Below are 20,392 nucleotides of genomic sequence, written 5' to 3'. Positions count from 1 at the left end.
CATATATTCCATTCATGCACGGTTTTTCCTTTTGAAAATCTCCTGCTGCCTTTTAAATTTTAAAAATATATAGATTATTTGAACGTTATTATAGTAAAATAGGAAGTAATCGAATTGTTGGAGGGGACAGCCATGGTTGATATCCAAGAAGTTAAGCGCTTACGTATTAACTTTAAAACACTTGAAGAATTTGAAAACTTTCGTGAATATGGACTTCAGGAATTATCCATGAAAGAAGATCTTGAAGGTAATATGGTTGATAACGATGAGGAATCACCATTCTACGGAGTCTACTACGGGGACAAACTGGTTGCACGTATGAGCCTGTATAAGGTTGACAAAAAGTTTGACCGTTATTTCGATCCGCCACAGGACTATTATGAGCTGTGGAAACTGGAAGTGCTTGAGCCCTACAAGGGAAAAAGTTTCGGCAGTTCACTTGTTAATTATGCAAAATCCCTTGGACTTCCAGTTAAAACTAACGCACGCCAGCGTTCGGATGAATTCTGGTCAAGAATGGGGTTTGAACCCCTTACTTACGATACAGAACGGGACCGGGGAGAAAATCCGTATGTATGGTTCCCTCAAGGTGTTACTGAACAGAAAGCAGAACCGGATACGGAATGAAAGCATTAAAAAAAGAAGGACGGGCCGAATGAATTCGTACCCGTTCTTCTTTTTTTACACCGGAAGTGCGGCATTTCAAGACTTCCGTCAGGACATGCTCGAGGTAGTATTTTTATTACGCCTCGCTGCACGCTCGACCACATTAATCATGAGCTGGTAGTCCTGCTTCATAGCATCATAATCACCTTTTACTTTACTCAGTTCTTCCGCAAGCGCCTTATTCTCGTGCCTGAGTGCACTTACCGCCTCTGCCAGTTCATCCGCCTGTGCTGAAGGGCCTGCCTCTTCGAGTTTTTTCCGCTGCTCATGTAAAAAAGCAATCACCTCATCAAACACGCCGACAATCCCTTTATCGTCCTTTGCCTGCTCGTTTGCCCCGGTACTTACATGTTGTTCTTCAATAGCGGCTGCTTCTTTTTTCCCTTTGACCGCTTTTCGCTGTTTCTTAGCCAGCTGAATGGCCGTATCATACTTTTTCCTGATTGCTGAATTCCATCGGAAACCGCATGCTGCCGGTGTTCTTGATAGTTTATGGCCTACTTCTTCAAAGGCAGCCAGCTGGGTACTGCCCTCACGTATGTGTCTCAGCACCGTCTCTGCCAGGGTCAGATCTTCATCATTATTCCACGCATCCTGCCGAACCAATCGGCAACCCTCCTTTGCTCTTCCCTCATCGTTCAACTCATATGTATGCAGATGATAGAAAAGATAGACTTCATTCTCTTATTTTAAGTATGAACAAACAGACACTTCCTATACTATGCCTGTCAGGAGGGATGCCTTAGCAGCAGATCAGTTACTGCGATCGTGTTTTTTTGATAGAAACAGGTCCACCGCCTCGTGGTGAGCGTCCTGCCCCCATAGAACCGCACAGCGTTCAACTTCACTGTCAATCGCTGTGAAAAGCCTCGTCTTTTCCATTTCGGTACGGAGCGCCTGTTTGTAGGCTGTGATAACCTGCTTTTTTACTGCACGCCATTGGCCGCACCATCCAGAGAGTTCGCGTTCATTATTTAGAATACCGTTAATCCAGCCCGACTTCAGTCCTTCTTCAGCAGTACAAAGCTTTGCGCTTGTGAGCATGTCCAGGGCAGTGTTATACGACACTTTTTCTCTTAGAAACGCCGCCCCTCCCCACCCCGTCGTAATGGCGAGTGTGCCCTGAATAAATCCGGATTTTGAATGCTCTGCAGAAATCCTGTAATCACATGCTGCAGCAATTTCACAGCCGCCGCCGACAGCATGGCCGTTCAGATATGCCACTGTTATAACCGGGAGAGAGGCAATTTTTTTCAGCAGGCCGCTCATGGGCCTGAGCATCGTCATTGCCTCCGACTCGGTCTTCAGCTTGTGGAACTGATTCAGGTCTCCCCCTGAACAGAAGATCCCTTCCTGCCCCTTTAGAATGAATATCTTGATTTCAGGGTCTGTTTCTGCCTGATCGGCAGCAGCTGAGAGAAGGTGCATTACGTCAAAATCCACAGCGTTTTTCACTGCCGGACGGTTAAACGTGACCCAGAGAAGACATCCGTCTTTCTCCACCTTTACTTTTGTATCCGACTGACTCATTTGCGTCCTCCTTCATCTGTTTAATGAATTTTTGCCGGCAGCGTCTTGCAGCCGGCTTCCGCTCCATAACAATAAAAAAAAGGCAGGAAGGGAGTACCTTCCTGCTGACCATAATATCTTACTTATTTACAACTTCTTTTCCTTTGTAGGAACCGCAAGCTTTGCATACGCGGTGGGAAAGCTTCTGCTCTCCGCAGTCCGGGCACGCTACCATGCCTGGTACAGTTAGCTTCAAGTGTGTACGGCGCTTGTTTTTGCGTGTTTTACTCGTTCTTCTAAAAGGTACTGCCATGTATGACACCTCCCTGATATTCGTTCATGCCTGTCCTATGACAGACGATTACTTGTCAAAAAACTTTTCCAGTTTCTTCAGACGGGGATCAACTTTTTTCTGCTGTTCTTCCTCGGAAACGAGTTCCCAGTCTTTACCCTGAGCAGGGGCAGGTCCATCCTCTTTTCCGCTGAAAACCTGCATCGGTTTCTCGAGCAGTATACGTTCTTTAACGTATGGCAGTAAATCGACCGTATTGTCCTCCAGTTCATGAACATCCTCAGTCTCTTCGAAGTCGGCCCATTCTTCCAACTTGAAAATCTCGTTGGCTTCGATTGAGAAAGGATATTTCACATCATTAAGTGTACGGGCGCAGGGCAGCGTCATTTCACCTTCAATGCGTAATTCAAATGTTACCGCATTACTGGTAAATGCTGCTTCACCTGTTACGTGCACCGGGCTGATCTGCCGGATTTCACGGTCTCTCTTCTGCAGCTCTGATACATCAACCGATTCGTCGATGTGCAATCCGTTATGCTTATAGGATAACAACTGTTGAATCGACCATTTCATTCTTTTTCACCTCAAGACAACAAATGTAATTATATCTTTCGTAAAATCTTTTGTCAAGGTAACTTCTTTACATCATGTGTTTTCATTTTACCCGTATTTACGAATTTAAATAAGTGCTTTAAAACCTCGAAGACACTATTTTACCAAAGATCAGACCCGCAGGAAAGGCAGATGCCATGTCAGGTGTCAGGAACGGTTCAGAGGGAGCCTGACTGTTAATTTCTTTTCCCGGAAAAGAAAGGTTTAAACCGGAACAGATTTTGCTTACACTTAAAGAAACAGACTACCCCTGTAAGGAGCTGTAATTTGTGAAAACAACCGGCCTAGTCGTTGAATACAATCCTTTTCATAATGGTCATCAGTACCATTTAACCGAGTCAAAACAGAAAACCGGCGCTGAAATTGTGATCGCGGTCATGAGCGGCTCATTTCTACAGCGCGGTGAGCCCGCGCTCACAGACAAATGGACACGGACAAAGATGGCCCTTATGGGCGGATGTGATCTTGTTGTTGAACTTCCTTTTGCCTACGCCGTTCAGCATGCCAGCATTTTCGCCAGAGGGGCCGTTGCGCTTCTAGACAAGCTTGGTGCCCAATCTGTTGTGTTCGGCAGTGAAGACGGGAATATTGAGCGCTTTAAGGACACGAACCGCCTTTTAAAGGAAAAAAAGGAGGAGTTTGATCACTTCGTACAGGAGGGACTCCAGGAAGGTTTCAGCTACCCCCGGGCCTCATCCTATGCCTACAGCAGAGTCGCTCCTGGCAATTTTGAAGGTGTTGACCTGAGTGAGCCTAATAATATCCTTGGTTTGCAGTACTGCGAGGCAGCAGAAGAGCTTGGAGGACGCATTACCCCCATGACCATTACACGGGAACAGTCCGGCTATCATGACACGACGCTTGGAACAGGTTCGATTGCAAGTGCCACCGGCATTAGGCGAACGCTTTTCTCTGATGACGCCAACCCGGAAGACATCCGGCCATTCGTCCCTCTCTCCACCTACACCTGTCTTCAGGAATATAAAGAGCGCAGAGGCTGTTTTCACAGCTGGGATGATTACTTTCCCTTTCTCCGCCATAAGCTGATTACCGAAAGTGCCCATGAACTCAGCTCACTTTATGAAATGGAGGAAGGACTGGAGCATCGCTTTAAAAAGGCCCTTCATGCTGCCCGTGATTTTGAGACGTTCATCTCTTATATTAAAACTAAACGATATACAAGAACACGTCTTCAGCGTGCAATGGTGCACATGCTCATGAATACGAAAAAGGATTGGTACCATAAAGAAGCAGACCCGCTTAAACCAGAGTATATCCGTCTACTGGGCATGAGTGACGCTGGCCAGAAGTACCTTTCATCCATAAAAAAGAAGCTTGAGATTCCCCTGGTCTCAAATGCTTCAAAAGGTACACATCCCCTTTTCACAAAGGATATCGAAGCAGCCGCAGTTCACAGCCTGCCTTTTGCCGCTGACCAGGACAAAGAAGACCTGTTAAATGAATACAGTAGAACCCCATTCAGATACAGCAAAACCGGAGGCACCTTCCTGTAAGGGCCTCCGGTCTTTTATACATGTTGTTTTTTTACGCTGCAGGTGGACGCTTTCCGCGGGCATCGCTTCAGCTTCCTCGGGAAAATCGCCCTGCGGGGTCTTCAGCCGATGCTTCTTCCTCTGCCAGTAATGCTCCGAAGCTGGCTGGGTCGAAGCAGATCGCAGAATACTCAAGAAGTAAACGCTCTTTGCTATTCCCGCTGGTGTCGCCACCTTCCGCTCCAAAAAAAATTGGTCAATAGCAACAATCTACTGAACACCGCATTTTTTATTACCTGTCCTCGAGATATTCAATCGCTTCATCGAAGGTGTCTATCCCAATGACTGCCATATCTGTTCCGATGTTTTTCGCCGTTTCAGCAGCCAACTGGTAATTCGATCCTTCTATTCCGTTTTCGTTCGGAACGAGAAAAACTGCTGCTCCGGCACTGTCCGCGGCTATCACTTTCTGTTTCACGCCGCCGATCCGCCCTACGTTTCCTTCCTCATCGACAGAACCAGTACCGGCAATGTGGGCGCCGCCTGTAATGTCCTCTTCTGTTAACTGATTATATATTTCCAGTGAAAACATAAGGCCGGCAGATGGGCCGCCGATCTGCTGTGTATCAATTGATACATCGGGATTTCTTATCAATTCACGGTCAGTAACAGGCTGTGCAATGCCAATGCCGCCGCGTTCGCCTGATGGATCCAGTTCTTCGGGAAACGGCTCAACTGTGACTGTAACATCGAACGTTTCCTCGCCCCGTTCCACCTTCAGGCTGACGTCCTCCCCGATTTCAATTTCTCCGAGAGCATCCAAAAGTTCCTCTGCCCTCAACGTCTCTTCGCCGTTTACTTCCACAATTCTGTCACCCGGCTCAAGCTTATCTTCAGCATCCATGCCTTCCACAAAGCTCGAGACAAGAACGCCGTAATTTTCAAAATAGGCTTCTTTACCTGCAGCCTGGTAGGCAACGAGTACCGCCGTGTCCTGGGAACTGGCCATCATCATCAGCTGCCGGTGATTATATTCCTGATCCGTCTCCCCTTCAGGGCGGATCAGGCTCTCATGCATCAGATCCCGCTCGCTGCTGAGCAGAGACCAGACATAATTGACAGTGTTTGCCCTCCCCATCCTGACAGTCGTCAGGCTGAGGGAACCATCGTATTCGTATCTGTCTTCCACTTCAATAACCTCACTAAGGACTTTCGCATCCCCCGGTATACTGAAGTAATAAGGTAGCTGGTAAAAATTAATAAAAATCAGAATCAGCAGGAATACCGTCCAGCGGAAGACCGATCCTTTAATCGTTTTCTCCTTTTTTCCGCTCATGCTGTCTCTCCCTCCAAGCCGCCATGCTTTCCTTAAATGCATCAAGATGTTTTTCCATTTCTCTTTCTCCCTGAAGAATAATTTCCTCCACCTCTGTAAACTGTGTCGCTTTTATATGTTTAAAAATCGGGCGGACCATCAGATCTGCTTCTATCTCCCTGAAACGTACCATCTCTTTTTCCATTATATCCATGCTTTGAATAATCACATCATAAATCGACGTGATCTCGGGCTCTTTATTAAAATAGGAAACATCCACAGCAATGACAAGATCTGCACCCATTTCCTTCACTACACTTACCGGCACCCTGTCAATGACCCCGCCATCTACATACAGACGGCCTTCGATCCGTTCCGGTACGAGAATGCCCGGAATTGCAATGCTCGCCCTGACAGCACGAGCCGCATCCCCCTGAGTAAAAACAGCTTTGTCGCCTTTTTTTAAGTCAGTTGCAATAACGGAAACCGGAGGAGAAAGCTCCTCAAGGTTTTTCTGCTTCATAAGCATCTTAATAACACTTTTCGCTTTATCCCCTTTAATAAATCCCATTTTTGGAACCGTGAAATCAAGAAAATACTTCCGCCTGAACTGAAGCGCCATTTTTTCGAGCATATCAGGGGCGTGCCCAGCACTGAAAAGGGTTCCAATCAGGGCCCCCATACTGCTGCCGGCGATATAGTCAACGGGAATTCCTTCCCGTATCAGCACTTTTAAAACGCCAATGTGCGCAAAGCCCCTGGATCCTCCCGATCCAAGAGCCAAACCGATTTTAGGGTTCATCCTTTCCCCCCTCCTCATCCGGAATCAAGGTCTAATCTCCCTATGGATACGTATATTTTACCGAGGACAAGTTTATGACCGGAAGGAGGTCCCGCCCTTTGCTCGCCCCGAGAGTTAAAACAATCGTGTATGGAGGCACAGCGGCTTTTCTTGCTGCTGCCTTTATGATTTTCCCCAAGGATGCCTACGAAGCGTCCATCAGAGGCCTCAGTATGTGGTGGGAAGTCGTTTTTCCTTCCCTTCTTCCCTTCTTCATCCTTTCGGAACTTCTGATCGGCTTCGGTGTGGTTACCTTTATCGGAGTGCTTCTGGAACCGGTCATGCGTCCGCTGTTTAGAGTTCCAGGTTCCGGAGGATTCGTCTGGGCTGTAGGTATGGCATCGGGATTCCCGGCAGGCGCCAGAATGACAGCGCGGCTAAGGAAAGATAAGAAAATATCCCGTATACAGGCTGAAAGACTTGTTTCATTCTCAAATGCATCCAACCCGGTATTTATTCTGGGAGCTGTAGCCATCGGTTTTTTTCATGACCCCCGGCTGGGACTGCTTCTGGCCGTTTGTCACTATGGAGGCAGCTTTATTACTGGACTGGCCATGCGATTTTACGGTTCTGAAAAGAACAACGCTGATTCTGCCGGGACATTTTCGTTGAAGCAGGCTTTCCGTCTCATGCACAGAGAAAGAATTAAGGATACACGCCCGCTGGGAAAAATCCTCGGTGATGCAGTCCAGTCGGCAGTTTCCACACTGCTCATGATTGGCGGATTCATTATTCTTTTCTCGGTGCTCAATCAACTTCTGACAGTCATCCATGTGTCACAATTGTTTGCAGTAGTACTTACCATTATACTCTCAATTTTCCATATTCCAAATGAATTAAGCCCGGCACTGATTTCCGGCATGTTTGAAATTACAATCGGAAGCAGACTGGCCAGCTCCACAGATGGCGTCCCCCTCTTTTATCAGGTTATGGCTGTAAGCTTCATTCTCGGTTTCAACGGGTTCAGTGTACAGGCTCAGGTAGCGAGCATACTGGCCGAGACAGATATCCGTTTCAAGCCATTTTTTGCAGCGAGGATTTTACACGGCATCACCGCGGCCGTTCTTTCCGCATTTCTGTTTGGTCCCTTGTATATAAACCGGACAGCTGAAGCGGTGAGCGTTCCAGGAGGGGGCGAGGAAGGGACGACCCTAATGACTCAACTGTACGGCTGGATTATGCAGCACGGAGGTGCCATTACCTTTATTTTCCTGGCTCTTTACCTCTGCCTTCAGATAAGCAGGCTGGATTTCGCACAGAAAAAGAGGTGTACCTAAAGGCGCAAGACACCCGAGGTCACCTCTTGAACTTTTAGTATACTCTTTCGTCTGTGCGGGACAATTTCATGCTGAAGGGTTTGAATAGTGGTCGAATGAGCAGATTTTTCAAAAAGTCTGTTAAAGTCTGTTGTTGATTACCGCTCACTGCGCTCCCTTTCCGCGGGCACCGCTTCAGCCAGCAAAGAAGTACCGTGCTTCTTTCTCTGCCAGAACCGCTCCGAAGCATCTGCGTCGAAGCAACTCGAAGCGAATCACGAAGTAAACGCTCGTCCCTGCGGGGTCTTCAGCCGGTAATGTTCCCGCAGGAGGGTCGCGACTCGCTTCAATTCTCGCTTCAATTAACGATAGAAAAATATCAGCATTAAGCTTTAACAGAACCTTTCAAAAAAGAATCTATGATCTGAATTTCCTGAGCAGGGCTTGCTCAACGGAAGCTGGTACAAGATCTGAAACGGATGCATCGTACTTAGCCAGTTCCTTTACAATGCTCGAGCTTAAATACGAGTAATGATTGTTTGTCATCATAAAGAACGTTTCCACATCTTCGTCAAGTTTCCGGTTAATTGACGCCATCTGCAGCTCATACTCAAAATCCGACACAGCGCGAAGCCCTTTTATAATGGCATTGGCTTTTTTCTGCTTTACATAGTCAATCAGCAGGCCGTCAAAGCTGTCCACTTCCACATTAGGAAGGTGGGCTGTCGTTTCCCTTATGAGCGCCACACGTTCTTCTACCGAGAAGAGCGGCTGTTTACTTCTATTGTTTAACACGGCTACAATGACCCGGTCAAAGACAGATGCACCGCGTCCGATAATATCAAGGTGTCCTAACGTAACCGGGTCAAAGCTTCCCGGACAAACAGCTGTTTTTCCCATCACTCATTTTCCTCCGTTTCCATCCATTCATAAATTGATACTGTTGTGTCTCCGTATCTCTCCTGACGGGAGAGGATCAGCTTTTCGTACTGGTGTTCAAGGGTTACCCGCGAATCGTGTTCAGCAATCACCCTGCCACCCGGAGACAGCAGATGATTATCTGATATGTACAGTATTTCTTTTCCAAGCTGCTGCTTAGCGTACGGGGGATCAAGAAAAATGAGATCAAAGCTCCTTTCCCTTTTCACCAGGGCCTGCAGCGCTCTGCCGGCGTCATTCTTAAATACTTCTGAACGGTCCTGCAGACGGCTCGCTTTCAGATTCTCTCTGATTGTCCGGACGGCTTTAAAATCACGGTCTACAAACACCGCTGATTCTGCCCCTCTGCTGAGTGCCTCAATCCCGAGGCCACCTGCACCTCCATAAAGGTCAAGAGCACTTCCGCCGCTGAAATAAGGACCGATCATGTTAAAGATCGATTCCTTCACTTTATCGGATGTTGGTCTGGTGGAATCACCTGGCACAGCTTTCAGAGCTGTTCCTTTCCTGTCTCCACTGATTACTCTCATGACGATGTTCCTCTCTGTACGTTCTTTTTGTTATGGTAGCACAAAACCGGGGCAGACTGCACGGTATCCGGATAAAATTGCCAAAGGTTGTATAATCGTGTATAAAGGCTGGCCGATTGTCCATAATAAGGGATAGCAACATGATACCAATGTTGCTGACAACCGCGGAGAAGACTTACGTTTCCCCATAAGTTCTTCCTCCGGTTTCTCCTCTCCCATAGCCTTTCTAAGCAGTTCGGCTGCTTATGTCAGGCACCCGCAGAAGTCCGACTTCTGCGGGATTTTTTTCAATTAATTCATTTGCTGGAGTGGAATGCATGATGTCGCTGCCTTACGCTCCATCATTCATCATACGAAATAACCTTTCGATTAAAATATTTTTTATCACACTGCAGGCTTACGTTTTCCTCTCCATAACTAACTTTACGGAAAGAAACAATCTCCGAATACAGCAGTTTTTCTGTATTCCAAAGAGCGACAGGCAGAAAAAAACCTCCGCACATGTGCGGAGGTTTGCTGGTTACAGACCCATTTTATAGTCGTATTCTTTTGCTTTATCCGGTTTTGAGTTTTGGAATTCTGTATTCAGATAAGGCCGCATGGACATGGAAACGCGCTTGACGAAATGGTAGGATTCGAGCTTTTCCATCGTCTGCTCTGCTTTATCACCGTCGCAGTAGAGAACGACATACTTCATTTTTCTGGATACGTAATGAATATTGCCAAATCGCCGCAGCTGTTTGACGTGTTTAAGTGACTGAATCCATACAGCCAGTCCGATCCGGTTTCCGATCACCCTGCTCCCATCCCCTCTGTCAATCATTGATTACCTATAGTCTAGCACTGACAAAGAGCAGTGGCAATACTAGGAACAGCCGCAGCTGCCGCCGGATCCGCATCCGCCGCTGCATCCGTCCTGGTCAAAAAACGGATTGCCGGTAGGTACCTTCACATTTTTGGAAACCGTGTCGGCAATGATAAGACTCACTTCACGCAGAAGGTCTTCCAGGACTTTTTCTGCTCTTTTATATTCAGCTATTGAGGTGTGAAGATCCACCTGCCTTTTGGCTTCCCGTACATCCTTTGTAATCTGCTTATAATCAGGATGATATTTTCCAAAACGCTGAACCTCATCGTACTTGTCTTTCAGTTCCAGAAACGAGCCGATCAGCCGCTGCGCTTCACGGTCTTTTTCCATTAGGTTTTTTGCATGTATATAATCAGCGTAAATTTCTGATTCTGTGACGAAGTCTCCGAGGTCATAAGCGGAATGGAGGACATCCGAACTTGTCGCTGTTGTGATCATAGTAAACACCTCCATCTGCAGTATAACATGAACTCAGCAGTCAAGTTCAATGGAGGATTGATCAATTTGTCTCACACCAGGTTTATCCTTAAGATCAGCCATCAGCCTGAAGAGTGATTCATCCTTTCTCTTCGCTTCGATCATGATATCGATTTGTTCGGTGCTGCCGCATATTTCCCTTAAAAACGAATAAAGCCTGTCAGCATCAATGTAATCTGCGTGACTTTTATCCATTGGGTGGTCACGGGGGCTCGATACATGCATTTTTATCGGCAGAGGACTGTGAGACCATGTCCCTATGACACGGTCCCAGAATACTGACACCGGTGTCGCCCCATGCACATCGTGATGATGGAGATCGAAAACAACCGGAATTCCAAGCTTTTCACCGAGATATAGGGCGTGCTCGATGGAATAGTTCGTATCGTCATTTTCGAGCATGAGCATACTCCCAAGTGAAACAGGGATTTCCTGAAACCGGTCAACAAAGGTTTCGAGTCCTTTGTCCACACCGTGTTTTTTCCCTCCAATGTGGATCACCGCCCGGTGGCGAGGTTCCTGGTTCATACCTTTTAGGAGTTTATAGTGATAGAGAAGAACATGAAGCGAACGCTTAAACAAGTCGTCATCTTCTGTATTGAGAACTGTAAAATGATCCGGGTGAAAATCCACTCGGGAACCGGTCTTCTTTATAACATCCCCCAATTGGTTCAGGTCCTCCTTGATTGCTCTGTCCCATTTCCACCCTTCGGTAAACGGATGGTTCACCAGGGGCACCAACCTTGAGGATAATCGGAAAAAAGTAATGTCATGTGCCGCATTGTGAAGCAGGAGTCTTCTGCAGCTTTCCAGGTTCATGGAAGAGATTCGTTCAAGTTTCCTTATTCCGGCCTCACGGTTATCCAGTTTTTCGAACTGGGCTGCCGTCATCGTCCTGGACGGAGAAGCATTGCTCAGGTTTAAGCTCATCGCCACATAGCCGAATCGAATTCTCATAGTGTTCCCTCACAGATCATTTTACGGACAGAATCCCCGGATACGAGGGCTGCCGAAGAGATCTCGTCGATGTAAACTCTCTCTCCGCTCTCTGAAGTAAAAAACGCCCGTGGTTCCCCTTTTACATAAAGCTGCATAACTTCAGCAACAGTGACTGTTTTTTCTCTCCCCATGAAGACAAGAGGTACTTTGAGGAGGCAGGCCTGCCTTACAAACCGAAGCATCATTTGCGGTTCATAAGGCGTCAGGGAAAACCATTGTCGTGGAAGACTGCCGAGATCTTCAGTTTCCGGTTTTGTCTCACCAATGGATAAGTGCCAGTCCGGCGCGGCTCCGCTTTCTGCACGTTCTTCCTTCGCCGGCAGCATGCCCGCTTTTCTAAGCAGTTTTTCCGCCGTAGGTACAGAATCAGATGGCACAAAGATGACGTTGTTCATCCCCTCGCAGAAAGAGATGTCTTTTTCCTGGAAAAGAGCTTTCGCTGCTGTTTTTGCTCCGTTGTCCATAAAGCGGTATGCTTCATAAACCCCGACACGTTCAGCCGGAGCTGAGAGATCGAGAAATCGATTCAGGTGGAATGTGAAGGTCTCAATATCAGATAACTCTTCCTTAAATCTCTGAATAAAGGTTTCCGTTTTCCTGCCTGCTTTTCTTGCTTTTTTAACACTTTCCCGGGAGAATGCCACCTTAACCGCTCCGGACTTTACAGCTTCTTCGCAATCTTCGGCTTCTCCCCACAAAAACACCTCGAGAAGTGCAGAAGGGGAAAGGGACAGAGGAACAATCCACTCCATATTGCCGATATCCATCACACCAGCTCCCGGTTTCCCGCCCTCTTCAAAGTTTACCGAGTTTATTAGGGGAGTTTTTTTCCCCGCCGAGAATTCAAGCAGATCATCGAAACGGTAACGGATTAATCCCTCTATCTGTTCCCTGTTAATGCTGAAATTGCGGCAGATCTGTTCTGACAGGGTTTCCTTGTTTTTTCCTGCCGGTAACGGCCGTGCAAGCTCATCGGCAAGACCTTTTATCATTTTGAACGTATGGCTGTAACAAATCTGTTCTCTTTCCTGGACGGGCAGGTTAACACCGTTTTTACTTTCACGCGGCACGATGTACTCTTCCTCCCCGCAGTGATGTACGATTGTAAAAACGAGGCCTGCTTTTTCCAGTTCCTGAAATGCGACCTTATCCAGAAACGAAGAAAAATGAACGGTTTCCTTCGTTCCCGGAGGGGTCTTACTGATTTTTTTAAGCACCCTTTGCTCACGTGGTCCCAAAAGTGACATTACCTGCTCAAGGGTCTGATAAGCCGACAAAGGCGGCAGCCCTCTGACCCGCCTGTTTTCCTCCACTTGTTTCAGCAACAAGGGGTCGAGACCTGCGCTGATAACCGACAATTTCATGAACTCCACTCCTCTGATGAATACGTATAGCCCTGATCGAGCATAAAAAGCTGGCGATTGCCCGACCGCTCCTCTTCCTGTGTACCTGCAGTCACTATAGAATAAAAGGTGACACTCCTGCTTTTGGCAGAGGGACGGAGGAGACGGCCGATACGCTGGGCTTCTTCCTGTCTTGATCCATAAGTGCCCGAGAGCTGAATACCTGTTTGTGCATCCGGAAGGTCAAGGGCCAGATTCGCCACTTTGCTCAGAACCAGGCAGGTAATGTCTGAATTACGGAACGCCTGAAACAGCTTCTCGCGCTCGTCAACCGGTGTTTCCCCCGTAATGAGGGGCAGTCCGAACTGCATGCTTACAGCTTTAAGCTGATCAAGGTAATGACCGATAATGATTATTTTTTCACCTCTGTGACGATTCAGAAGACTTGCTGTCACGTCCAGTTTCATTCTGTTTTCGCTTGCAAACCGGTACTTTTCTCTTTTTCCAAGAGTCCAGTAACGGGCCTTGTCAACTTCCTTGAACGCCACTTTAATTTCCCGGCAGTCCGGCTTTGACAGCCAGCCGTTTTCCTCCAGGCTCCGAATACCCAGTTCGTACCGCTTCGGCCCGACCAGGCTGAAAATATCTTTTTCCCTTCCATCCTCCCGAACACAGGTAGCTGTCAGTCCCGCCCGCCTCGTACTCTGCAAATCAGAGGCAAAACGGAATAAAGGGGCAGGTAGGAGGTGAACCTCATCGTAAAGGATCAGACCCCACTTCCTTGTCTGAAATACGGGGAGGTGGGTAAACGACTTGTCGGAAGGATTTCGTCTGGTAAGCATTTGATAAGTTGTAACGGTTACAGGGGCAAGTCTTTTTTCCTTCCCTGAGTAAATTCCTATCTGTCCGTCGTTAAGGGTTGTCCATCGGCGCATTTCCCTCACCCACTGCCTGACAGACGTTTCGTTCGGAGTGAGGATCAGCGTTTCCTGCTGGAGGGCTGCCATGAGTGCGATACCGGTCATGGTCTTGCCCGACCCGCACGGCATAACAATAACCCCGTTTCCCTCATCCATTGAAGCGGGCTTCAATACAGCCTGAACGGCTTCCTCCTGATATCCTCTCAGTCTGAGTCCGTCTGTGAGGCGGAATGGAATTCTTGTTCCTTCTGTGTAACCGCCTTTATCAATAACCGGGTAGCCGAGGTCCATCAGCCTTCGTTTCAATTCACCCCGTTCTTCAGCTTCTATGACAATCTGTTCTTTTCCACCATTTCGGGACACAATTTTCTTCGTACCTTTAAACAGTTTATCCAGGTGTCCTGGTTCATCGGCTGAAAGTACAAATTTATCCTGATCTTTCTCCAGTACGAGCATACCGTATTTCCCAAAGGTCTCTTTTAAACGGTTCATAAGTGACTGAGGCGGGGGCAGTTTACCGTACTCATTAAAAAATGCGTGAATTTCCTCAAATGAGATCCCCCGCTCACACGCATACCAAATCGAATGGGGACTTATTTTATAGACATGGACATCCGAAGGTGATTGAACGAGACCGGCGATGTCCTGAATGATCGGCTGGACAATTTTACAGGCTTTGTGACGCGTATCCAGGTAAATGGAACCGTCCTCTCTTACCAGAAGGGGGCGTTCACCGTTCATTATTCTGCCTCCTTTAATTTCCATAATCAGGCATGTGCCTTGCTGTTACTATTTGCTGCTCGTCTCTTTTTATGCACTGCCGGCCCCGGGAATCAAGTGCTGTTACACGAAAATTGATAACTCGAGCGCTTAATTGTTTACTGATTTCCGGAGGTGTTCTCTCCTTCAACAGGAACAAAAGCCCTGACGCACCTAAACATAAAAACTGCGTTTCACGCCGTCCGTTCGCTTTCCGCGGTGGTGGCGCTGAGCCACTGCCGCAGGAGTCTCACTGCCGGCGTGCAACTCCGAATAAAAATGATATATCAACAGTTACCGAATTTTATAAATTCCTAAATAACAAAAAAGTCGTGATGCCAGGGGCGATCACGACTGCTGTCCCATCTGCCTAACCATCTCAAACAGCATGGAGGCAAGATTGACGTTATTCTGAATTTTGTCCATGCGCTGAGGAAATGTCTTTCCATAGAAAACACGGGATTCCTTCTCCATTTCCTGAAGAGAGGCTGGATTTCTTGCCAACTTCCGGTACCATCCCGGATGAAGACGGAGATATTTCCACAATTCAGGCTTGGCTCGCACCTGCTGTAAGACTTCTGGTCTCATTTTCCGCCCCCCTATTAGTCGTCTCTGAAAGAAAATGGCGAGGAGGATGAATTAGACTGTCCTCCCTGATTGTTTCCCCCTTGTCTAAACGTTCCCAGAAGCTCCTGGATGGACGTAAGAGCACCGTTAAACTGGGCAAGCTGGTGCTGCAGGTCATTCATATTCATTGACTTCAGCATAGCAAGGATACTGGCTGCTGTAGAACCTGTGCCTGCAGACGATGAATCACCTGAGGCTGAAGCCTCTGTTGTGACCGAGGCCTCTGCTGCCGCGTCCGGATTTTCTTCTTTATACGTTTCCCATACAGGATCATCATCACCAAAAAGGGCCCATTCTTCATACAGGTCCTGAAGTGTCTTTTCCTTACTTTTCACATCCCGGAGAACATAGGGACGATTTTTTACGAATGATTTGAATTTCTGAATGTCCGGATGAAGGTTTCCGCTCACCGTACACACCTCCTGATTCAGTTTATCTCTGTTACTATCCTAGTCAGACGCCCTCCTGAGCGTGAGCCTATTTTTTAAAAAGGCTCTGTAAATTTTACTGTGGATTTTAAAAAGTGATTGGAGCGAACGCGTGATACTCCTGCTGGAACAGCACCGACGGAAGACCCCGCAGGGCGATTTTGCCGAGGAGGCTGCAGTGGTGCCCGCGGAAAGGGAGCGCAGTGAGCGTAAATCAACAACGGACTATAACAGAGCCTTTTAAAAAGCTATGAACCGCTTATGAGCGCTTTTCCTCATGTCATTTTAAGGTCAGCAAACAAAAAAAAGCTGGGACAGAAGTATTTATACAGACGAAAATCCCAACAATCAGCATGCGATGCAGATCAGTTGCTGCTGAAATATACCCCGCTTTCCGAGGGAAGCGGCTGAGCCCCCGTGTGCTTTTCCTACCGCAGGAGCCGGTGTATACTTCATCCACTAATGAGCTTTTTGTTCGGATTTTCTTCTATACATTTCACTTTTGTCCCAGCCTCAATATGTTACCAAGGTGTTATAAAATTCTGGGTGTAAAATTCACGGTAAACGCCTACTCCCAGATGAGTAAGATCCTCATGCTTCAGATTCACTCTGTGCCCTTCACTGTTCAGCCACCCTTCCACTGCAGCTGCAGCATCATCATATCTTGCAGCAATATTTTCAGCCGCCATGTGATACTGCACGCCTTCAGCAGTCAGACGATCACTGAGTTCACCATGATTCGGTGATGAATGAGAAAAATACTCGTTCTCATACATATCCTTACTGTGGTAGAAAGCCACACGGGCTGTATCCTCGTCCCAGTCGAGGGCTTCAAGACCATGCCTTGAACGGAAATTGTTTGTCAAATCGAAAACCTGCCGCGCCATCCCCTCTTCTACCTGCTCCCACTCTTCATCGGTTAAATCCGGTTTATCGGGCATTGAACGGGAGTACGTTAGAGCATAAGGCTGATGCAGGACTATCGTTTCAGCATCGGAGTAACGGATTGAGGAAAGGGACCCCTCAAACGTATCGAAGTAAAGCTGGATATACACACCGTCCATTTCCACCAGCGGTCTTGTCTCAAGGTCAGCCTCCGAGAGGTTGAACTGGAAGGTACTGTAATCCCCCGAAAGTGAAACTTCCTGCTGAAAACTCCAGTCATCCCGATAAGTACTGTAGCTCTCACCGATCGTAAACGGTTCTGCCTGCCCGGAAACCGCATTCGTATAAACGGTCACCACTTCGCCGCCGGCAACTCCTGCCTGAAGATATTCCTCATCGTTCCAAACGTACCACTCATATCCATACTGTGTAGGATCTCTCCGATCAGGATCGCCCATCTGTTCTGTCAGCTCATCTGCATCCATCCCAATGTATGTATGATAGCCTCCCTGAAGATCCAAAGTGTCACCGGCTTCCGATTCTTCATTCGCTCCTTCTTCAGATGAGGAAACCTGTTCTTCCGGTTCGTCTGTATCCTCCATGCCATTTCCTTCATCGACAGGTCCATCTTCCTCTTCATTTGTATCCTTGTCTGCACCTTCGTCGCCAAGGTCCTCAGCATCATCACTCTCATCCGGCAGGACACCATCTCCAAGAACAGGAAGCTCTTCTCTCAATTCTTCCTGAGCCTGGTCGTCCAGAGAGAACATATAAGCAATCAGTCCGAGACCGAATGCAATAAATAATAGTTTGAACGCAATACGCATAGACTCTCCTCCTGCTTCGGCCTAAGCCGTTAAAACATACTTTAACTCTATCTGAAAAAACGTTTTCCGTAAAGATTCAGGAAAATTCAAGATGACATTACCATTCATTCCCTAACCGCCTTCACTGTAAACGAATGCAGTCGCTGTTCAAGGAGTCTCATTAAAAAACAGCATGCCGAAAGTGGCACACTGTTTTTTGTTAACATAATTAATATATTGTTAATTAAACTGCTGTATTTAATGATGTACTTCCGGCCGTTCTGATATTTCGGACAGGGCAAAAATGGCTTCATCGGTGGTTGACGTGTGAATCGCCAGATCCCCAAGGGATACAATCCCCACCAGCTTCTGGTTATCCACGATCGGCAGTCTGCGAATCTGCTTTTCGGCCATCATCTGGGCAGCCTGATCTACGATCATCCCGGGATCAGCGGTGATGAGCCTGTCACTCATTACTTCTTTAACATCGCATGAGTTGGGGCGCTTTTCGGCGACACCTCTCATAACAATATCCCTGTCGGTTACCATACCGAGCAGATGGTCCCCCTCGCACACCGGAATTGCTCCTACGTCGTATTTTTTCATTTTAACCGCTGCTTCATATAGGTTATCATCAGGTGCACAGCATTCTACATTTGTCGTCATCACATCTTTAAGACTTTTCATCGTGTTCCCTCCTTCAGGTTTTCTCAAAGGGTAATGTCCCCCCGAAACTCTGTTTTATACCTTCAGGAGGCAGCTGGACTTCCCGTAAAAGCTTCGGGATTGGCGAAACCGTGAACAATCCCTGCTATACAGAAGGTTTCGTTGCATCCTGACCGATTTCGTAATAGAATAAAAAGGAATGAAACCAGACACAGATGCAGGAGGTATACGAATATGAGATTTGAAGTAGAAGAACTTGAAGGTCTCGAAGTCGAGTTTGAATTAATTGAAAGCGTCATGGAAGACCTCGGTTTTACATACCAGTGGGATTATGAGCGTGCTACGTTTGACTATAAGTTCATTGATCAGGTAAAGGACGACGTCTATTATTTCCGTTTACAGGCATATGCAGTGGAAGGTGAAATTCCTCAGCCCCACAGCATTGTAAAAATTCTAAAGGCGTTCCTTGGAAAACATTATTACCCGCACGGTGTAGAGTATGATAATGAAACGTTCCCTGAGCACATTATCAGAAACTGTGAAAAGAAAATGGACAAAGTAAAAAAACAGCTGCTTGAAGAGTCGAATTAATCGGCAGGCTGCAGCATGTCAACTTTGCAGGACACAACGCGGATGTTCACTTCCTCAATTGACACACAAGTGAGTTCACGCAGCTGGTCCGCCATAAATCTCTGGAGCTTTCGGCACTGCGAATGAATGGGGACGCCGTTTTGAACGATAACCTCAAGCGTGATCGAAAGCTTCTCTTTGTTTTTCTCCGACACATTGATTTTAACAGGTGAAAATGATTCAATCATTCTGGGCACATCTCCTGCCAGTACCATAAAGGGGCGTCCCGCTGTCCAGTCTTCAAAGATCAGGCATACATACTGACGCAGCGCCTTAAGTGAGACACTTACACTTCCTTTTAACGTCGTGTGCGTAAAGACATGCACGGCTTTTTTCATTTTTATGCTCCTCTCCTTATTTCCCGCTGTCATTGGCCAGACTGTTCATCTATAATAAAATAGAGCGTCTGCATCCAGAAAGGGGTTTAACGGTGACATTAAAACATTATAAAAAATACATCTATATTGGCATCGGGATACTCATTGCAGCTCTTTTAATCTACTTTGTCATGCCCGTGTCTGTCCCGCTGATTCTCGCCCTTATTACAGCACTCTTTCTGGCACCGGCGGTATCGGTTCTTCAGAGACGCGCCAAGCTTAGACGAAGCCTTTCGGTGTTCATCGTCTTTATGCTATTTTTATGTGTGATCGGATTGTCCTCATACATCCTGACAACCAAAGCTGTCACCCAGGTGAATCAGTTTGTGGAAACCCTCCCGTCCACCATTAATGAAATCGGCCTTGTCTGGATTGACATAGAGGATAATCTGAGTGAACAGCTGGGAGAGATATCTCCCGAACTTGTGGAGTCTCTCGATCGTCAGGTTACTTATACACTAAACGACTTCAGAAATTATTTTGAAGAAATCAATATCATTAATCATGTAACAAACATCATTATAAAAATACCGGCCTACCTCGTTTCTCTGATTGTTTATTTGATTGCCCTTTATCTGTTTCTGCTGGAACTTCCAAGACTGAAATTGAAAGTCTTTTCCTATATGACAGATAAAACAGCCGAAAAAGTCAGATTTATGAGTTCAAGGCTGTCCTACGTGATTTTCGGTTTCTTCAAGGCTCAATTTCTGGTAAGTATTATTATTTTCATTGTGACATTTATCGGACTACTCTTCATTGCTCCTGAAGTTGCGTTTCTGATGTCGATTATTATCTGGATCATTGATTTTATTCCAATCATCGGTTCTATTGCCGTACTTGCACCGTGGGCGCTTTACCACATTATTGCGGGAGAGACGGTCATGGCAGTACAGTTACTGGTTCTTGCCGTTATCCTGCTTGTGATCAGACGTACGGTTGAACCAAAGGTGATGGGCCATCATATCGGTCTATCCCCACTCGCTACACTTATTTCTCTCTATCTCGGTCTTCAGCTGATTGGGATCCTCGGCTTCATACTCGGACCTCTTGTGGTCATCCTGTTTGCGAGTGCCAGAGAAGCGGGAATTATTAAAATGAATGTTAAAATCTAAGCACTGACAAAATAGAAAACGAAGCCTGAAAGTAAAAAACCT

The 20,392-nt window shown here is 46.9% G+C and carries 23 protein-coding genes; 5 read left to right on the top strand and 18 right to left on the bottom strand.

Translation table 11 applies throughout. The features are described from left to right. The first annotated feature begins 132 nt into the window (after positions 1–132). A complete protein-coding gene (locus CR205_RS04790) occupies positions 133–627 on the top strand; it encodes an N-acetyltransferase (RefSeq protein WP_110517469.1) in 495 nt (164 codons plus the stop codon). 87 nt (positions 628–714) lie between these two features. Here CR205_RS04790 and CR205_RS20785 read toward each other — a convergent pair whose 3' ends face one another. The 4 genes from CR205_RS20785 to CR205_RS04770 all read right to left on the bottom strand — a co-directional run bounded on the left by CR205_RS20785 (position 715) and on the right by CR205_RS04770 (position 3,040). Continuing rightward, the gene (locus CR205_RS20785; RefSeq protein WP_110517467.1) at positions 715–1,272 is read right to left on the bottom strand and encodes an RsfA family transcriptional regulator; all 558 of its coding nucleotides are present in this window, start codon (positions 1,270–1,272) and stop codon (positions 715–717) included. Between the two features lie 147 nt (positions 1,273–1,419). Next, positions 1,420–2,196, bottom strand: coding sequence for an enoyl-CoA hydratase/isomerase family protein (locus tag CR205_RS04780; RefSeq protein ID WP_110517465.1), 777 nt, complete (start codon positions 2,194–2,196; stop codon positions 1,420–1,422). Between the two features lie 118 nt (positions 2,197–2,314). Further along, positions 2,315–2,488: a 50S ribosomal protein L32 gene (gene rpmF, locus CR205_RS04775; protein ID WP_110517463.1), complete on the bottom strand. Its 174-nt coding sequence runs from the start codon at positions 2,486–2,488 to the stop codon at positions 2,315–2,317. 48 nt (positions 2,489–2,536) lie between these two features. Beyond that, complete coding sequence (locus CR205_RS04770; RefSeq protein ID WP_110517461.1) at positions 2,537–3,040, bottom strand: YceD family protein; 504 nt, start codon at positions 3,038–3,040, stop codon at positions 2,537–2,539. A gap of 308 nt (positions 3,041–3,348) precedes the next feature. Between CR205_RS04770 and CR205_RS04765 the strand changes: the two genes are divergently transcribed. Then, positions 3,349–4,593, top strand: coding sequence for a nucleotidyltransferase (locus CR205_RS04765; protein WP_110517460.1), 1,245 nt, complete (start codon positions 3,349–3,351; stop codon positions 4,591–4,593). Between the two features lie 271 nt (positions 4,594–4,864). Here the strand turns inward: CR205_RS04765 and CR205_RS04760 are convergent, their stop codons facing one another. Both CR205_RS04760 and CR205_RS04755 read right to left on the bottom strand, forming a co-directional pair. Next, the gene (locus CR205_RS04760; RefSeq protein ID WP_110517459.1) at positions 4,865–5,908 is read right to left on the bottom strand and encodes a YlbL family protein; all 1,044 of its coding nucleotides are present in this window, start codon (positions 5,906–5,908) and stop codon (positions 4,865–4,867) included. Next, complete coding sequence (locus CR205_RS04755) at positions 5,880–6,689, bottom strand: patatin-like phospholipase family protein (protein ID WP_110517458.1); 810 nt, start codon at positions 6,687–6,689, stop codon at positions 5,880–5,882. The genes CR205_RS04760 and CR205_RS04755 overlap by 29 nt, the downstream gene beginning before the upstream one ends. A gap of 98 nt (positions 6,690–6,787) precedes the next feature. On the opposite strand from CR205_RS04755, the gene ylbJ reads away from it, so the two are divergent. Then, complete coding sequence (ylbJ, locus tag CR205_RS04750) at positions 6,788–8,005, top strand: sporulation integral membrane protein YlbJ (protein WP_328587713.1); 1,218 nt, start codon at positions 6,788–6,790, stop codon at positions 8,003–8,005. Positions 8,006–8,401: 396 nt separating this feature from the next. Here the strand turns inward: ylbJ and coaD are convergent, their stop codons facing one another. The 11 genes from coaD to CR205_RS04690 all read right to left on the bottom strand — a co-directional run bounded on the left by coaD (position 8,402) and on the right by CR205_RS04690 (position 18,252). Then, the gene (coaD, locus tag CR205_RS04745; protein WP_110517456.1) at positions 8,402–8,884 is read right to left on the bottom strand and encodes a pantetheine-phosphate adenylyltransferase; all 483 of its coding nucleotides are present in this window, start codon (positions 8,882–8,884) and stop codon (positions 8,402–8,404) included. After that, the gene (rsmD, locus tag CR205_RS04740; RefSeq protein ID WP_110517455.1) at positions 8,884–9,453 is read right to left on the bottom strand and encodes a 16S rRNA (guanine(966)-N(2))-methyltransferase RsmD; all 570 of its coding nucleotides are present in this window, start codon (positions 9,451–9,453) and stop codon (positions 8,884–8,886) included. Before rsmD ends, coaD begins: the two co-directional genes overlap by 1 nt. A gap of 520 nt (positions 9,454–9,973) precedes the next feature. Continuing rightward, on the bottom strand, positions 9,974–10,249 hold the full coding sequence (locus tag CR205_RS04730) for a YlbG family protein (RefSeq protein ID WP_110517453.1): 276 nt from the start codon (positions 10,247–10,249) through the stop codon (positions 9,974–9,976). Positions 10,250–10,318: 69 nt separating this feature from the next. Next, positions 10,319–10,759, bottom strand: a complete 441-nt coding sequence (locus CR205_RS04725) for a YlbF family regulator (RefSeq protein WP_110517451.1) — start codon at positions 10,757–10,759, stop codon at positions 10,319–10,321. A gap of 33 nt (positions 10,760–10,792) precedes the next feature. Beyond that, on the bottom strand, positions 10,793–11,755 hold the full coding sequence (uvsE, locus tag CR205_RS04720) for a UV DNA damage repair endonuclease UvsE (RefSeq protein ID WP_110517449.1): 963 nt from the start codon (positions 11,753–11,755) through the stop codon (positions 10,793–10,795). Continuing rightward, the gene (locus CR205_RS04715; protein ID WP_110517447.1) at positions 11,752–13,161 is read right to left on the bottom strand and encodes a hypothetical protein; all 1,410 of its coding nucleotides are present in this window, start codon (positions 13,159–13,161) and stop codon (positions 11,752–11,754) included. Before CR205_RS04715 ends, uvsE begins: the two co-directional genes overlap by 4 nt. Further along, the gene (locus CR205_RS04710; protein ID WP_161524676.1) at positions 13,158–14,801 is read right to left on the bottom strand and encodes a DNA repair helicase XPB; all 1,644 of its coding nucleotides are present in this window, start codon (positions 14,799–14,801) and stop codon (positions 13,158–13,160) included. Before CR205_RS04710 ends, CR205_RS04715 begins: the two co-directional genes overlap by 4 nt. Before the next feature lie 366 nt (positions 14,802–15,167). Continuing rightward, positions 15,168–15,407, bottom strand: a complete 240-nt coding sequence (locus CR205_RS04705; protein ID WP_110517443.1) for a YlbE-like family protein — start codon at positions 15,405–15,407, stop codon at positions 15,168–15,170. 14 nt (positions 15,408–15,421) lie between these two features. Next, on the bottom strand, positions 15,422–15,856 hold the full coding sequence (ylbD, locus tag CR205_RS04700; protein WP_161524675.1) for a spore coat protein YlbD: 435 nt from the start codon (positions 15,854–15,856) through the stop codon (positions 15,422–15,424). 539 nt (positions 15,857–16,395) lie between these two features. Continuing rightward, the gene (locus tag CR205_RS04695; RefSeq protein WP_110517439.1) at positions 16,396–17,586 is read right to left on the bottom strand and encodes a CAP domain-containing protein; all 1,191 of its coding nucleotides are present in this window, start codon (positions 17,584–17,586) and stop codon (positions 16,396–16,398) included. A 237-nt stretch (positions 17,587–17,823) separates the two neighbouring features. Further along, on the bottom strand, positions 17,824–18,252 hold the full coding sequence (locus CR205_RS04690; RefSeq protein ID WP_110517437.1) for a CBS domain-containing protein: 429 nt from the start codon (positions 18,250–18,252) through the stop codon (positions 17,824–17,826). Positions 18,253–18,465: 213 nt separating this feature from the next. Between CR205_RS04690 and CR205_RS04685 the strand changes: the two genes are divergently transcribed. Beyond that, positions 18,466–18,822: a YugN family protein gene (locus CR205_RS04685; RefSeq protein ID WP_110517435.1), complete on the top strand. Its 357-nt coding sequence runs from the start codon at positions 18,466–18,468 to the stop codon at positions 18,820–18,822. Here CR205_RS04685 and CR205_RS04680 read toward each other — a convergent pair. Next, positions 18,819–19,199 carry an Asp23/Gls24 family envelope stress response protein gene (locus tag CR205_RS04680; RefSeq protein ID WP_161524674.1) on the bottom strand — a complete coding sequence of 127 codons (381 nt, stop codon included), beginning with the start codon at positions 19,197–19,199 and terminating at the stop codon, positions 18,819–18,821. The two genes, CR205_RS04685 and CR205_RS04680, sit on opposite strands and share 4 nt — an antisense overlap. 170 nt (positions 19,200–19,369) lie before the next feature. Here CR205_RS04680 and ytvI point away from each other — a divergent pair, with 170 nt between their 5' ends. Next, positions 19,370–20,350 (top strand): sporulation integral membrane protein YtvI, encoded by a 981-nt coding sequence (ytvI, locus tag CR205_RS04675; RefSeq protein ID WP_236634755.1) that lies wholly within the window; start codon positions 19,370–19,372, stop codon positions 20,348–20,350. The last annotated feature ends 42 nt before the right edge of the window (positions 20,351–20,392 follow it).

This window comes from Alteribacter lacisalsi, assembly GCF_003226345.1.
GTDB lineage: Bacteria > Bacillota > Bacilli > Bacillales > Salisediminibacteriaceae > Alteribacter > Alteribacter lacisalsi.
The sequence above is the reverse complement of the archived record's forward strand: the minus strand, read 5'-3'. Positions and strand labels throughout refer to the sequence as shown.

Bases quoted from the DNA above. Each gene is read 5' to 3' on its own strand.
- CR205_RS04705 (WP_110517443.1), bottom strand. From the start codon at position 15,407: ATGAGACCAGAAGTCTTACAGCAGGTGCGAGCCAAGCCTGAATTGTGG.
- CR205_RS04690 (WP_110517437.1), bottom strand. From the start codon at position 18,252: ATGAAAAGTCTTAAAGATGTGATGACGACAAATGTAGAATGCTGTGCA.
- CR205_RS04780 (WP_110517465.1), bottom strand. From the start codon at position 2,196: ATGAGTCAGTCGGATACAAAAGTAAAGGTGGAGAAAGACGGATGTCTT.
- CR205_RS04680 (WP_161524674.1), bottom strand. From the start codon at position 19,199: ATGAAAAAAGCCGTGCATGTCTTTACGCACACGACGTTAAAAGGAAGT.
- coaD (WP_110517456.1), bottom strand. From the start codon at position 8,884: ATGGGAAAAACAGCTGTTTGTCCGGGAAGCTTTGACCCGGTTACGTTA.
- CR205_RS04760 (WP_110517459.1), bottom strand. From the start codon at position 5,908: ATGAGCGGAAAAAAGGAGAAAACGATTAAAGGATCGGTCTTCCGCTGG.
- ytvI (WP_236634755.1), top strand. From the start codon at position 19,370: ATGCCCGTGTCTGTCCCGCTGATTCTCGCCCTTATTACAGCACTCTTT.
- CR205_RS04770 (WP_110517461.1), bottom strand. From the start codon at position 3,040: ATGAAATGGTCGATTCAACAGTTGTTATCCTATAAGCATAACGGATTG.
- CR205_RS04685 (WP_110517435.1), top strand. From the start codon at position 18,466: ATGAGATTTGAAGTAGAAGAACTTGAAGGTCTCGAAGTCGAGTTTGAA.
- CR205_RS04715 (WP_110517447.1), bottom strand. From the start codon at position 13,161: ATGAAATTGTCGGTTATCAGCGCAGGTCTCGACCCCTTGTTGCTGAAA.
- CR205_RS04755 (WP_110517458.1), bottom strand. From the start codon at position 6,689: ATGAACCCTAAAATCGGTTTGGCTCTTGGATCGGGAGGATCCAGGGGC.
- CR205_RS04695 (WP_110517439.1), bottom strand. From the start codon at position 17,586: ATGCGTATTGCGTTCAAACTATTATTTATTGCATTCGGTCTCGGACTG.
- CR205_RS04725 (WP_110517451.1), bottom strand. From the start codon at position 10,759: ATGATCACAACAGCGACAAGTTCGGATGTCCTCCATTCCGCTTATGAC.
- CR205_RS04790 (WP_110517469.1), top strand. From the start codon at position 133: ATGGTTGATATCCAAGAAGTTAAGCGCTTACGTATTAACTTTAAAACA.
- CR205_RS04710 (WP_161524676.1), bottom strand. From the start codon at position 14,801: ATGAACGGTGAACGCCCCCTTCTGGTAAGAGAGGACGGTTCCATTTAC.
- rpmF (WP_110517463.1), bottom strand. From the start codon at position 2,488: ATGGCAGTACCTTTTAGAAGAACGAGTAAAACACGCAAAAACAAGCGC.
- rsmD (WP_110517455.1), bottom strand. From the start codon at position 9,453: ATGAGAGTAATCAGTGGAGACAGGAAAGGAACAGCTCTGAAAGCTGTG.
- uvsE (WP_110517449.1), bottom strand. From the start codon at position 11,755: ATGAGAATTCGATTCGGCTATGTGGCGATGAGCTTAAACCTGAGCAAT.